11 protein-coding genes are annotated in these 14,425 nt (G+C 56.6%); 5 read left to right on the top strand and 6 right to left on the bottom strand.

The genetic code is table 11. The features are described from left to right. Positions 1-49 precede the first annotated feature (49 nt). The 3 genes from glnD to UH5x_RS02265 form a co-directional block, all read right to left on the bottom strand. On the bottom strand, positions 50-2,701 hold the full coding sequence (glnD, locus tag UH5x_RS02255) for a [protein-PII] uridylyltransferase (protein WP_047816121.1): 2,652 nt from the start codon (positions 2,699-2,701) through the stop codon (positions 50-52). Between the two features lie 9 nt (positions 2,702-2,710). Next, a complete protein-coding gene (locus UH5x_RS02260) occupies positions 2,711-3,070 on the bottom strand; it encodes a P-II family nitrogen regulator (protein ID WP_007325418.1) in 360 nt (119 codons plus the stop codon). Positions 3,071-3,145: 75 nt separating this feature from the next. Next, on the bottom strand, positions 3,146-3,736 hold the full coding sequence (locus UH5x_RS02265) for a cob(I)yrinic acid a,c-diamide adenosyltransferase (RefSeq protein ID WP_482634555.1): 591 nt from the start codon (positions 3,734-3,736) through the stop codon (positions 3,146-3,148). A 125-nt stretch (positions 3,737-3,861) separates the two neighbouring features. Between UH5x_RS02265 and UH5x_RS02270 the strand changes: the two genes are divergently transcribed. From UH5x_RS02270 to UH5x_RS02280, 3 genes are all read left to right on the top strand, one after another. After that, on the top strand, positions 3,862-4,320 hold the full coding sequence (locus UH5x_RS02270; RefSeq protein WP_047816119.1) for a bis(5'-nucleosyl)-tetraphosphatase: 459 nt from the start codon (positions 3,862-3,864) through the stop codon (positions 4,318-4,320). A gap of 67 nt (positions 4,321-4,387) precedes the next feature. After that, positions 4,388-5,344: a cytochrome c gene (locus UH5x_RS02275; protein ID WP_047816118.1), complete on the top strand. Its 957-nt coding sequence runs from the start codon at positions 4,388-4,390 to the stop codon at positions 5,342-5,344. A 260-nt stretch (positions 5,345-5,604) separates the two neighbouring features. Beyond that, on the top strand, positions 5,605-7,449 hold the full coding sequence (locus tag UH5x_RS02280) for a chloride channel protein (RefSeq protein WP_482634556.1): 1,845 nt from the start codon (positions 5,605-5,607) through the stop codon (positions 7,447-7,449). Between the two features lie 97 nt (positions 7,450-7,546). Here the strand turns inward: UH5x_RS02280 and UH5x_RS02285 are convergent, their stop codons facing one another. After that, positions 7,547-8,428, bottom strand: a complete 882-nt coding sequence (locus UH5x_RS02285; protein WP_047816117.1) for a LysR family transcriptional regulator — start codon at positions 8,426-8,428, stop codon at positions 7,547-7,549. A gap of 262 nt (positions 8,429-8,690) precedes the next feature. Here UH5x_RS02285 and UH5x_RS02290 point away from each other — a divergent pair, with 262 nt between their 5' ends. Continuing rightward, positions 8,691-9,110 (top strand): BlaI/MecI/CopY family transcriptional regulator, encoded by a 420-nt coding sequence (locus tag UH5x_RS02290; protein WP_150122644.1) that lies wholly within the window; start codon positions 8,691-8,693, stop codon positions 9,108-9,110. A 20-nt stretch (positions 9,111-9,130) separates the two neighbouring features. Further along, a complete protein-coding gene (locus tag UH5x_RS02295; protein WP_482634557.1) occupies positions 9,131-11,797 on the top strand; it encodes a M56 family metallopeptidase in 2,667 nt (888 codons plus the stop codon). Between the two features lie 63 nt (positions 11,798-11,860). On the opposite strand, the gene UH5x_RS02300 is transcribed toward UH5x_RS02295, so the two are convergent. Further along, on the bottom strand, positions 11,861-12,961 hold the full coding sequence (locus UH5x_RS02300; protein ID WP_482634558.1) for a prenyltransferase/squalene oxidase repeat-containing protein: 1,101 nt from the start codon (positions 12,959-12,961) through the stop codon (positions 11,861-11,863). Positions 12,962-13,042: 81 nt separating this feature from the next. After that, positions 13,043-14,338, bottom strand: a complete 1,296-nt coding sequence (locus UH5x_RS02305; protein WP_482634559.1) for a beta propeller repeat protein — start codon at positions 14,336-14,338, stop codon at positions 13,043-13,045. Positions 14,339-14,425: the final 87 nt, after the last annotated feature.

Here is a 14,425-nt window from a genome sequence, read left to right on the forward strand (position 1 = left end):
TGTTGATGGAACAGTCAGGAAAGAGGCAGCCAACCGTTTCGGAGCGACGCTAGCCGAGTGGCTGGGCGACCGCTTCCACCAATGCGTTTCGGATGGTTTCCTGTCGGGGAGCATCCGTGATGGGGGTGCCGTCCGAATTGGTCACGTAAAAGACGTCCGCGATCTGATCCAAGTGCGTGTCGATCTTTGCGAATTGAATCACGACGCCCAACTGAGACAACGTTCCTGAGATATCAGACAGCAAGCCAGGTCGATCGTAAGTGAACATCGACAGGATCGTTTGATGATCAAACGTGTCGTTGTCAAACACCACTTTGGTCGGCAACAGCAACACGCTGGAAGGTTCCTTGGCACCCTGAGTCTGCCACACTCGTCGCGGTGTCGGCATGATTGAATCCGGATCGTCGATCGCTTTGGTCACCACTCGGCAAACCTCCTCGATTCGCGACTCAGATTGACGTTGTTTCAGTTCTGGGTCCGTGACCCAGAATTGATCCCACAGCAAATCTTCGCCGACGGTTTCCACATTCGCACGCATGATCGATAGACCACAGGCACTGAATGCAGCCGTGATCCGAGCGAAGACCCCGATCCGACGTTCGCCCTGACGCAGCACGATGGTGTACCGAACGGCGGACGCGGCGGGATCCACCGCGCCGGCACAGAAACACCCGGGATGTTCGCTCAACCATGCACCGACCTGATGCATCTCATGAATCAAATCGTCGGTGGAATGTTGACGCAGCAATGACAACGGCATGTCTTTGGCGAATTCCAGCAAGGAAGGATCGAGCTCCATGTCGCCGAGCGCTCCCATCACTTGTTCCATCTTGGAATCCAATTCCGATTCGTTCTCGCCTGGCAAATTGCCCGTTTCGAAATAGCGACGGGCTCGAAGGTAGAGGTCCTCGATCAATCCCATTTTCCAATCGTTGAGCACGTCTGGGCCAACGGCTTGCAGATCGGCGACGGTGTGGATCAACAACAATTCCAAGCGAGCGATCGATCCAACTTCAGCGGCAAATTGCTGGACCACTTGGGGGTCATTCAGATCATGCCGAAAGGCGACTTCGTTGATCAGCAAGTGTTTGTGAATCAGCCACTGCAACGTGTCTTTATCGTCAGCGCTCAGATGGAAAAGGTCTGCGACATCTCCCGCGATCCGGCGTCCCACTTCGCTGTGGTCTTCTTCGTACCCTTTGCCCAAGTCGTGAATCAGCAACGCCAAGTGCAATAGCGTCTTGTCTTTCAGACGCCGATACCGCCGCCCCATGGAGGTTTCAGCATCGATCAGATCGGTTGCTGCTTCCACCGCTCGAATGCAGTGCGCGTCGACGGTGTACTTGTGATACGCGTTGAACTGAAGCAATCCTCGACAACGTCCCATGGCGGGGATCAGTTGATCCAAGATTCGAAGTTCGTGCAAACGACGCAGTAGCGAAGCCAAGCGTCCAGGTTCACGAAGCAGTTCCAAGAACGCATCGACGGCAGGCTGGTCGGGGGGGGATGGTTCCCGATCTTGCATCGATTTGCGGATCGCTTGCCACGTGGGGTGAGCGATTCGGCGTGAATGGCGGTTGGCGAGTTGGATCAGTCGCAGCACATCCGACAGACTTTGTGAGAACGCTTCCAAGACATTTGCTTTGACCCAAATGTGCGTGGGGCCCATTCGAATGTTCTCATCCACCCGCCTGGAAATCACGGATTCCAGGGCTCCTGCGGCTCGGGAGCGGATGCGAGTGTCATCGTGGAAGTAGGCGGCCACGTATCGAACACCACGAGTGTGGTCGAAGTAGTCCTGCATGAAGTCTTCGACTGGCAACACGCCGGATCGGCCTTGGTATCCCCAATCTTCGGCGATATCCATTTGGGTCGGACGATCCAGAACGTCTTGCGCGCGTCCGCTGCGGAAATGCAGTTCATGCCGCAATCGCAACATGAACGCATGGGCGCGTCGCAGCGTGCCGTAGTCCTCGTCTGACAGAGCGTTGAGCTTGTTGAGTTGTTCGAGACTGGTCGCTCCGTAGGTCGCAAATCCGAGCCAGCGAACCAATTGAATGTCACGCAGTCCACCGCGAGATCGCTTGACATTGGGACGCAGCAAGTAGTTCGTTTCGCCCCATTTCTGCCGTTCTTCGCGGCGAGCCATCAAGGACTGGTGGTTCATGTAGTTGCGTCGGCGGCGTGCACCGGAGCGAAAGCGATCGAAGTAACGATCGAACGTGTGTTCGCTGCCAAAGCACAGTCGCGACTCAGTGAGCGACGTGTAGATTTTCGCGTCGGCCCAAGCCAAGGAACTGCACTCGCGAGGCGTCCGCACTGAAAAACCACAGTCGATCCCAGCGTCGGTGACATCGCGCACGAAGGTGCTGGCCACCTGGGCGGCCGCGGCAGCGCTTCGCCGAGTCGTCAGCAGCATCAAATCTGCATCGCTGTACGGCGAAAGATCACGACGGCCGTAGCCGCCGTGCGCCACCAAGCTCAGCTGTGAAAGCTGAGAGGCTTTGATCGTTAAAGAGGCACGCTCCAGCGATGCCTGCCAGATCTTCTCGATGACTTCGTCATAGAGATCTGTCAGCGCGGTCGCCGTTTGGACACTGGGCAGACCGGCTCGGAATCGAGACTCGATACGACCGCGTCCATCGTTCAGTCGGTCACGGCATTGCCGCGCCAACGAGGGGAGTGAACCATTGGACGCCATCTAGCAAGCTTACAACGCTTCTTCGCCACGCTCACCGGTGCGGATGCGGACCGATTCTTCGAGGTTCGTGACAAAGATTTTGCCGTCACCGATCTGGCCGGTTTGAGCCGTTTGGAGAATCGTGTCGATCACCGTCTGCAGGTTGTCGCTGGTGCAGACGACCTCAATTTTGACTTTGGGAACGAAGTCAATGGCGTACTCCGTCCCACGATAGATCTCCGTGTGACCTTTTTGTCGACCGAATCCGCGAACTTCGCTGACGGTCATGCCGTGAATCCCCTGCTCGGTCAACGCGTTTTTGACGTCTTCGAGTTTGAAGTGACGAACAATGGCTTCAACTTTTTTCACAGGTGCGGCTCCGACAAACATGCGAACAGAGAATTTGAGATCATTGTACACTCGCCACGTCATTGAACCAGACGGGCAAGCCGAAGGCGAGCATTCTCACGGTTTTTCCCAGATTTGATCCGGAACATTCAGAATTTGGTTCACCAATCGGGACACGACGAATAACCAGTCGCTCAACCGATTCAGGTAGATGATCACGGAGTCACTGATTGGGGTTTCGGTTTGAACAGCGTCGGCCAGCGAAATGACGCGTCGCTCCGCCCGCCGGCACACCGCTCGCGACAGGTGGACATGCGACGCCAAAACCGATCCTCCCGGGAGAATGAACTGCTTCAGGGGAGGAAGGTGTTGCTCGGCGTCATCGATCCATTCTTCCAGGCGTTCGATGTGGGGTTTTCCGATCACCCGCAAATCGAATTGGTCGGGGTGTGGTGACGCCAATTCCGCGCCGATTGAAAACAGTTCGTGCTGCACTTTGACCAGGCGGCCATCCAGCTGGCTCAAAGCTCCTTCGGCTTCGGACGAGTGGCTGGTGGATTGTCCCAACGCAAAGCGAACTTGTCCCAGGGTCGCGTTCAATTCATCGACTGTCCCATACGCTTCGATTCGCGTGTCGTCCTTCGCCACCCGTGGCCCGCCAAACAAACCTGTGGTCCCGGAATCGCCCGTGCGAGTGTAGATTTTCATGATTCGTTCAATGGAAGTGTTTCGAAAGCGGAAGCATGCGACGGCTGAAACTCGGTGATTGAAAACCAGGCTGCGTTGTTGCGGAGCTCGATTCGCGGTCTCAACCGGTGTGGCATTGGAGCAAGATGACAAGTGAGAAGAAAGAACCGGCATTCCCGTCGGTGTGTGCTGCCGGTGTGTTGGTGATGACTCGGGAACCGTCCCCGCATTTCCTTTTGATGCGACATCCCGATCGCTGGGATTTGCCCAAGGGGCACTGCGATGAGGGCGAAGATTTCTTGATGGCTGCCAAGCGGGAACTGGAAGAGGAGACCGGCATTGCCGCAGAGGACTGCGAATTTGATCCGGATTTTCAGTTTGACCTGCAATACCCGGTCACCTACCGCGATCGACCGGGACAAACGTTTCAAAAGCACGTGCGATATTTTTTGGTGTTCTTGCCGCAAGTCGTTAAAATTGAACTGACGGAACACGAGATGTCACGTTGGTGGCCTTGGTCGCCGCCGCATCAAATTCAGTCGCAAACGATCGATCCGCTGCTGACTGCGGTTGCCGAACATTTGGCAGCGAAACGGTCGGACTGAATCGAGTTGCGTTAACGGTTTCATTGCATCGCTTCTGCTCTTTCCATTCTCTTCGAACTGTGACTCCATGCGATTGCTCGCCCTTCCTCGCCTGTCATTCTTCCTGATCGCTGTCGGGATGTTGACGTGCACGGCATCGAATGTTGACGCGCAGGAACAACGAGCTCGCCCGCCCAAATTTGACGCGGACGAGGTTTCTCGCGTGTTCTTCGCGGATCCTGCGACCGCGTTTCGTGGCGAGCGACCATCGCTTGCAAACCTCCGCGACGCGGGAGCTGAAAAGGCAATGGCTCAAGCGGAAGCCGCTGCGGAAGAAAGTTCGGCCGGTGGATCCAAGTGGGCGAGTTTGGTCTCGCCACTCTCGTTGGAGGATGAGATCAAACGCATCAAGCTTCGCTACGACTCGGTCATCACGACTCCGGGAGCCTTCAACGGCGGTGGGTATCAAGACGCTCGATTGAACCTCTCTGTGTTGGCAACTTTGTTCGCGGTCGTTGCCGATCACAAAGAAGATGTGCGTTGGAAGTCCGATGCACACACCGCTCGCGATGTGATGGCGCGAACGGCTCGCAACAGTGCGGCAGGATCGACCCAGGTCTACAACGAGGCCAAACTTCGCAAGGCTGACCTGCAAGATCTGGTCAGCGGTGCCAGCATCACGGCGACGCAAACGTCCGAAAAGGTCAACGAGTGGCACATGATCGCGGATCGATCACCGTTGATGGAATACGCCGAACAACTGTTGGATACACTGGGCGATCACACTCGCGATGCCGCCACCACGCAAGAGAACCTCGACGCGGTGAAACGGGAATCGGAGCTGCTGGCGATGCTCGGCGAGGTTCTGATCCAAGAGGGCATGGATGACTTCGATGACCCCGACTACGCCGAACTGAGCCGCGCGATGACGACCAATTCGAGCAGCGTGGTCAGTGCGATCGAACGACAAGACTGGGACGGCGTCCGTGCCTCGGTGGGTGATGTGACGCAAAGCTGTGCGGCTTGCCACGAACAGTATCGCTGAGACTTTGCCGCGTTGCTGGGCCGCTCGGCGGTCATTGAGCCCGTCGTCGGGTTACTGTGCCCGTCGTCGGGTCTCTGCGTCGGTCGATCCGGTCCTGGCAAATGATTTCACAAGATTCCCAAGGAGTCCCTGGAAAAAAACGACGGGGGACCGTTTAATGACGGCCGCTTGGGGCGAGCCTTGATTTGTCATGGATGGGAACGCACCGAGCCCGCACTTTGTGTCCTTCCCCCCCGCGAGACGAACGCCCCGACTGCCTTGTGAAAAAGATCCGCGAGTTTCTAGAAGTCTTCGGGCAATCGTCTGGAAAGTGGATCGTTCTGGCGTCCATGGTGGGTGTGTTGGTGGGCGTTGGCGCGATCGTGTTCGATCGCTTGGGCCGAGTCGTTGTTCGATTCGCGATGGCCGAGTTCACTGGCTACGCGCCAATGGAGGCCGCTGGCGAAGAGGCCGTGATGATGCCACCTGACTCGGTGTTCTCGCCCTGGATGCTGGTCCTGGTCATGACTCTGGGCGGTTTGGTTTCCGGTTCGATCGTTCACTGGTTCGCTCCCGAGGCAGAAGGTTCCGGGGCCGACGCAGTCATCGACGCGTTCCACAACCGCCGCGGAAAAATGCGAGCTCGGGTCCCTTTGGTGAAAACGATTGCCTCGGCAATCACACTGGGCACCGGTGGTTCGTGCGGTCGGGAGGGTCCGATTTCCCAGATTGGTGCCGGCCTGGGGTCGGTCTTGGCTGACCGAATGAAACTGTCGCCGCGAGATCGCAGGATCTTGATGGCTGCCGGGATGGGCGCGGGCGTGGGCGCGATCTTCCGGGCTCCCTTGGCGGGCGCTGTTTTTGCTGCTGAGATCCTTTACAGCGATTCCGACATGGAAGCGGATGTGATCGTTCCCTCGGCAACCGCTTCGATTGTCGCCTACAGCCTGTTCACGCAGGCCTTGCCGATTGAGTACCGGTACCTGCCCTTGTTTGGTGACGACCTGCACCACACGCTGACCTCGCCATTGGAATTGTTGCCGTACGCATTCTTGGCAATCGCGGTCACGATCGTTGGCGTGATCTACGTCAAATTGTTCGCCGGAACCCGCCAGCGTTTTCTGGATTTGCCGATGTGGCCGCACATCAAACCCGCCGTCGGCGCGGTGCTGGCCGGATTGGTGGGAGTCGGTCTGTTCCGAATGGCGGGCAACAACATGCATGCGTTGGGTGTTCTTGGCACCGGCTATGGAACCCTGCAGATGGCCCTGACACATGCTGCGGAACTCGGCATCCCGATGTTGTTGATCATCGTGTTCGCAAAGATCGTGACCACGGCGCTCACCATCGGTTCAGGAGGATCCGGTGGTGTGTTCGGTCCATCGATGGTCATTGGTGGCTGTCTCGGCGCGGCGATTGGCCTCGGTTTTCAAGCCCTGTTTCCAAGTGTCGTCACTCAACCCGAAGCCTACGCGGTCGTCGGCACAGCGGGCTTTTTCGCAGGGGTTGGGCGGGCGCCGATTTCAACCATCATCATGGTGCGTGCGCTGACGGGCGACTTTGGATTGCTGGTTCCCACGATGCTGGTCACGACGCTCAGTTTTGTAATGTGCAGTCGCTGGCGTTTGTATCAATGGCAAGTTCCCACGCGGATGGACTCGAAAGCCCACCGGGGTGATTTCATCGTGGATGTGCTGGAAGGCCTGAAGGTGGGCGACGTCTTCGACCCCAACCGAAAAGTCTTGTTGATCCCAGAAGCCACCACCCTCGACGAGATCGTCCACTGTCTCGCTGACAACCAACAGCACTATTTCCCAGTCGTGGATGACCGCAAACGCATTGTGGGAATCTTCAGCGACGACGACGTGCGAACCTACCTCTACAACGATTCCATCTGGCGACTGGCGGTGGCCAACGATGTGATGACCACTGAATTGGTCAGTGTCACGCCGAACGACGACTTGAACACAGCGCTCAAACGTTTCACGTCTTTGAATTTGGAAGAGTTGCCAGTGGTGGATGTTGACGAGCCCGGCAAACTGCTGGGGATGTTGCGGCGGAAAGAAACCATCGCAGCCTACAACCGCCGATTGGTGGAACACAAACAAACCGCCGAAGAGGCGTAGGTTCCATCGAGTCGACTCATGCGAGTTGACAACCGCTGTCGCGGCGATCGATCGGCGCAGCAACCTTCGGCCGGTTCATTGCATCCCCCTCAGGCCGTCAGAACTGCTTCGAGTACTCGCACAGTCGCTCGCGAAACTCGGCGAACAACCGGCTTTGAAAACGATACGGGTTGGTCACGCAAACGATGGTTCGCGTGGGCACGGGGCTGGCAAACGACCGGTACACGCGGCGTTTGCTGCGGTCCAAACGCCGGGCCATTTCGGGAATCATCGAGATCCCGTGTGACAGAGAGACCAGTTCTTGGACCGTCGCCAATTGATTGGCACGTTCCACGGCAACCGGCAAAATCGAACGCTGACGGCAAAACGAGTGGATGTTCTCGGACAGGCAGTGAGCTTCACCCAGCATCACAAAGGGTTCTTCTTCCACATCTTCCAGGGTGATCGCGTCCTTCTCACACAGCGGATGATCTGGTGGAAGCACCAAGCACAGTTCCTCTTCCATCAGCGGTTTCACTTCCACATACTTCTCCGTGATCGGTTCGGCCAAGATCGCCAGGTCAATTTCGCCCTGCTTGATCCCCTTCAGCAATTCGTCCGTGGTGTTTTCGTGCACGATCAGCCGCGAGCGTGGGAACGCATTGGAAAACTGCTTCAGCAAGTTCGGCAGGAAGTACGGTGCGATCGTTGGGATTGCCCCGATGCGAAGCTTGCCAGTTTCACCGTCGTCGGTGATCTCCGCTCGAGTGTCTTCAATGATTCGAAGGATCTGCGTGGCGCTGCGTTGGAACCGCAGTCCCGCGTCAGTCAGTTCGACCGTCCGAGGTTTCCGTTCGAAAAACGGTTGACCAAACTCTTCCTCCAGTCTTTGAATCGAACGGCTCAATGCCGGTTGCGATAGGTTCATCCGCGCCGCGGCTTCGGTGAAGCTTTGGGTTTCCGCCACGCTTTGAAAGTACTTCAGTTGGTCAATGTCCATCGCATCATCGCAAGCAAAAACGGAATAGGTGGCAGCACAGTCTGCCTCCGATTGAGAGATGCCGCGGCATCAAAAGCGGGTTCAGTCTAAAGTCAACCGCCGCCACCCGGCTAGCAGAGTCTGACAAGTCGATTCTGCCATCGAAACGAGAGGCACCTCTTGACGAACGAAAATTGGTGAAAGATTTTGCTTGTACCGTTACTACTTGCGTGGTAATAATAGCCCCGTCGTTACTACAAGATTAGTCATACGGGAGTCGGTCGTGCGTGAACCGTGCGAGATTCATATCACGGATGCGGAGTGGGAGCTGATGGAGAGCGTCTGGCAAGCGGACGATCAAACCGCCGGCGACGTCCTTTCGCGTGTTGTTGCCGGGCATCGCAGCCACCGGACGTTGCGGACGCTTCTTGCGAGACTCGTCGAGAAAGGCGCGGTCTCCGTGCGAGTCGAAGGTTCGCGGCATCTTTACAGCGCAGCCGTCTCTCGAGAGTCGTGCGTCAGGTCGGCCGCTCAATCGTTCGCAGCTCGCTTCTTCGATGGCAACTTGCAATCTTTGCTGATGCATTTCGTCGAACATGAATCGCTGTCAGAAGAAGATGCGAAGGATCTGCGTGAGCGATTGGCAGCACGGGAAGCTAAGAAGGTTTCCAAGCGGTCTCGTCCAGTCAAAAAGTCCAAGTGAACTCGTTTCAGGAGACGACCATGGTGTCACTTACCGCTGAGTCCGAATTCTTGGCAGAGCTGTTGTGGCGAGCGACCTGGCAAGCGTGTGTGCTCACCGTGATCGTGCTCGCGGTCACGACAGGCTTGCGTCGATGGATCACGCCCAAGTGGCGTTCTGTCCTTTGGCTCGTGCCTGCGTGCCGGTTGCTGATACTGCTTGTTCCAGTCAGCACATTCAGTTTGTTCAATTTGTTCGAGCTTTCGAACGTTGCACCCGCTCCAGTCGATCACGCTTACGCGACTTTGAAAATGGATGTCGCGGCAACCGAGCAACCTGATTCGAGCTTTGCACGGGAACAACCTCTGCCGGATGTCTCCACCGCAACGACGATCGATGCGTTGAATGAACTCACCGCGGATACGTCGTCGGTTCCTCCGACCGCTTCAGCAATGGACCTTGAAATACGCGATCTGGAGTGGTCTTTCACATCGGTGCTTATCGGTGTCTGGATCATCGGATGCGTCGCCGCAACGGTTCTCTGGGCTCGCTCTCACGTTCTGATATCGCGTGTCATTGCCAATGGCCGTGCATCAACCGATCCAAAGCTCGTTGAGATCTGTGAATCGCGGCGCCGGGCATTGCGACTACGCCGGAAGATTCAGTGCGTTGTCGTGGGCGACGACATAGGGCCCGCTGTCTGCGGTCTGTTTCGTCCGCGGATCTTGCTGCCGTCGAGTTTGATCCGTGAGCTCAGCAGTGCAGAACTACGCTCCGTCATGGTCCATGAGATTGAACACATTCGACGTTGGGATGGGATCTATTCTTTGCTCGGTCGGTTGCTGACCGTCATTCATTGGTTCAATCCGTTGGCGTATGTCATTCGTCGCAATCTTCGTCACCAAATCGAACTCGCGGTGGATGCATCCACCATTGCTGCTGTTGGCGAGAACATGCGTCGCTCGTATGGAGAATTGCTGATTCAGCTTGCCCAACGCCCATCGCAAACTCACGGGATCGCTCATATGGCTGCGAAGCGTTCCAACCTGCGTTCCCGCATCGATGAAATTGCAATTCCCGCCAAGGCGAGTCGTGTTCGATCCTCACTAGCGCTGCTTGCCGCAGTGGTTCTGATGATCTGCGGCCTCACTGACTCTGCATCCACCCAAGAGGTGAATTTCAACGGCCAAACACAGGCCACATCCGAGTCGGATCGGGTTGGCGACGCGAATCCAGCGATTGCATCACCGAAGAAGGACGCTACTTCGCTGACGCTTGAAGACAAGATTCGCCGAATTCATGAAACGCCGAATTGGCGTTTTGTTGATACAGACTTAATTGAAAGCATCGAAGCGAGGCAGGCAGAGCTGCATGGGGCTCACATGACCGTCCGGGGAAGTGTGATCGACGAACAGAAACAACCTGTTGGAGGTGCCTTCGTTGTCCTCCGTCTGCCGAGCACCAATTCCAACATGCGGCAAGGGCTGGATGGGCGCGTGCAAGACGTTTTCGCGGTGGGTTGGACCAATGAACTTGGACAATTTGCGTTTGACGACCAGCCAACGCCATGGTTCGAGTCAGGGAATCCACTCACTTGGGAAATTTGCGTCTTTGCACCGGGTCATGCTTTTGAGACGAGAAGTTTTTTGGGGATGGACACGCAGATGCCACGCGTGACGATTCAAGTGACTTCTGAATTGCAGATCCATGGAACGATCCAAGATTCAAATGGAACACCAATGGTGCAATTGGAGTTGTCGCATCTAGAAGTCGTCAATCCATACGACCAGGCAAAACTGGATCTCTCTTTCCTTCAAAGTGAGATTCATTCCACTGTCCGCACCGACGAACGCGGGAGATTCCAGATCGGTGGGTTGCCACCAGAGCGAATCGTCAGCCTGCTTCCGATCGGCGCGACGGGCTCAGCAGGGTCGGTGATTCGTGTGGCAACAACGTCCGACCTTGAGGTCGACAGGATGATTGAGCGGGACTCGCCGAGAGCGGGCCTGGTCTATCCGTACTTCGAACCGACGTTTGAAGCTTCCATCGCAAGTCCCCCCAACGATCTTGCAAAAGGGAACGTTCCGGCAACTGAAAGGTCGTCCAACACTCGTTCAACTCGCACTGTCACGGTTCGTGTGCTCAATGCGGATGGAGACGGCGGGGTGCCGGGTGTGGGCGTCGGTTGGGCGTCCAACGTTGACCGGATTCCAATCAGTCCAGGCATGCAGGCAACCGACGACGACGGCATTGCAACACTGATTGTTCCTCAGCGATCCGTTGAGATCTTTGTCGGTGGACGACGATTTGGTTTTCGAACGCAGTATGCCCGAATGACCTCGGACACCAGAGAGTACAAGCCGACACTGGAACGCTCTGCATGGGTGAGACCCGTTTCTGCTGGCGATCAAGATCTCGAACTCACGTTCGAGGTCCAGCCAGTTGCACCATTGAAGGTCGTTGTGCAAACGAAAGATGGGACACCAACGGCAGCCGAACTGCAGGTCGCTCGCCGGGGCTGGGGGGAACCGTTTGGACTGCCGACTTTTCAAACAGACGACCAAGGACAAGCCAACATTCCTGTCCGGCCGGTCATGTTCGACATTGAAATCACCGCAACCACCGAAGACGGGATGCAAGGAAGGATCGCAGTCAATTTGTCCAGGGACTTCGATGATTCGGAGGTAGCAATCGTCACTGTCAAGTGATGAACTTCGGGAGGTGCTTTGATCCTTGCGTTTGGAAGAAGACGAAACAAAATTGGGACCGGGCTACTGCGAAGTTGAGGGTGATTCAAACGGCCAGTCGGGGAGCTCACCGCAGCTTTGGAGTGCGAGGATCGCGTAGGCAGTTCCGGTGTTGGAAATCAAGTTGCCGGCGTCGTTGACGGGCGAGCGTGTGAACCACTTTCCACTTTCACGCTGGTTGGCGAGCAACCATTGAATCCCCTTCTGCAATCGCGGATCGCTGGCGGGAATTCCCAATTCACGACTGATCACGATCACCAATCCGGTCCCGTATCCGTCGCTGGTTTGTGTGTCGAGCGGTTCGCCATCGTTGCGTTCCAATCCTTTCCAATCGGTTAAGAAGCCGGCCGTGGACCAGCCTCCGTCAGGCAACTGTTTCGCGAGCAGTTCCTCCACGGTTCCTCGGCGCTCGTCCGCGGTCATGAGGCCGTGGATTCGCTGGGAACACCATGCGATCATGGCACGATGGTGCAGAGACTTCGGCGGGTTGTTGTTGAAGTAGGTTCGCAACTTCGCAATGCCAGCTTGAGCGGATTCCGTTTCCGCGTAGCCGCCCGGTGCGATGCCAACGGCCAACGCAGCCAGCGTGACTCCAAAGTGGTCATCGATCTCCATGGGAGCGTAGTCGCAATCGGGCCAGTCCCAACCGCCATCAGCTCGTTGCGTGGTCCACAAAAAGTCCAACACATCGCGCGTGATCGGGCTGAGACGCCCGGTCGTTTGCATGTCGTGGAACGTCAACCCGGCTCCCACCACGATCACCCAGAAGCCTTGGCCCTCCGTCGGCGCCTTTTGCTGCCAACGCTCCGTTCGGTACCGTTCAAAGAACTCACGGACTTCGCCGGAATCCTTTTGCACCGATGTTAGTGCGGGGCGAGCGAACATGTAGGGCATGTTGGTGTGGCAGGTGACACACTTCTTTTCTTTCTGCCAAGTCAGCGACGCACGATCGAGATAGATCGCGGCTTGTTTGGCAGAAAACGATTCCGCGGTTGGTTCATCGGCATCGATCGAATCACGTTTGGCGGGAACGGAATCAAACGTGACGATGTCGGTTTGCGCGTTGGCGTCCTTCTGACAGGCGAACGCGAACGAAAGGAGCAACGCAAAGGCAGTTCTTGCCATGGTTCGGTGGGAAGGTTGGAATCCCATGTGATCGGTTTCGCTTGTGTGGTTCGGATGCAGGGACGACTTTCCGGAACGGCGTCAAATGGGTTTGGGTTTGATGAACAGGACTTCGCCGCGTTCGATCCAGCCCTTTCGCAAATCGACGCGAAACCAGCCGTCGCTGTTCTTCTGGTGAAATCGGATCGCACTTCGTTGACCAAACTCCTTCAGGTCGTACTGCGCCCAAGTCTCGCCCAGGTCAGGCGAATAGATGATACCGGTTGCATAGGGTGATGCAGGAGCGTAGTGGGCCGACAGGATCACGCTGTCTTCGATGATCATGTTGGCGGATTCGTAGTGCGGGTTGAACAACAATTCGTGCTTCGTTGGATCCGCCAGATCAGCAGGGTCACAACGGAAGATGCCGCGGTCGTGCGGCATCGTGCCGTTCTTGCCGTTGGCATCGGCGGCCCAGTGAAGTTGCCCGTCGACGAAGTTGATTCCCCCCGATTTGTATCGGGAGTTCGAATTGACCGAAACCAACACCGTCCAATCCCATGTGTCGTTTGCAGCGTCGTAGATTCCGCGAAGCCAGTGGCATTCTTGGTGGTTGTTGCCGTCGGCATCGGTGCGATCGTGGTCGCCAGTGCAGGCGTAGAAAGCGTTCTCGACAGGATTGTAAGTCACGCAGTGGATGTGCCGACAGACGACCGGGTTGTCAGGGTCGCCGAGTAGATCGCTGGGCCCCGCGCCGGGTTGTTGGAACGTGGGGCTCTGGCCGAAGGCGTACGCGATTTTGACGGTCGCGCCTTGATCGGTCGAATAGTAGATGTTGACCGGCACGGCTCCGCCCAGCACGTTGCAGTAGTTGCCCCACACCAACATTTCCGATCCGTTCACTTCCCAGGTGTGAACGCCATCGAGCGGATGAAAGTACCAGCCTGGGTTCTCTGGATCGAGCGGTTGATGAGGAACGTAGTCGCTGCCGTCGGTGTCTTGAACAACCACTTCTTGGTAGGTCGTCAAATTGTCGGTGCTGAGAAACAAACGCGTTCGTGTGGCGAACAGGACATTCCCGTTTCCCAAAATGCAACTGAAGGTGATGTTGTCCGCATCGCGAAAAATGGCGTTGTGAGGCCAGGTTTGACCGTTGTCTTCGGACAGAAACACTTTCCCCTGTCCGAAACCAAAGGCTTTGTTGCCGCGTTGGGAATCGATGTAGGGACCTTCGGGAGCCAAGCGGTACCAGAAGTGAGGCGTTTCGGAAGCTTCCGGCTCATTCGCCGAAACTCGCTCGTTGGCATGCAACAGCATGCCACTGCTGGCCGCCGCTGAGATCAGCCATTGCCGCCGAGTCAATGAGATGGAGGATTCACGTTCGGGGCGTCTCGTCATGGCGAACTCATTCGTTGGGGGAAGATGGATCACATGGAACACGGTCTTCAATTTTAGCGGACCCAACATCGGCTATCATGGCTTGCG

The organism is Rhodopirellula sp. UH5 (assembly GCF_056839225.1).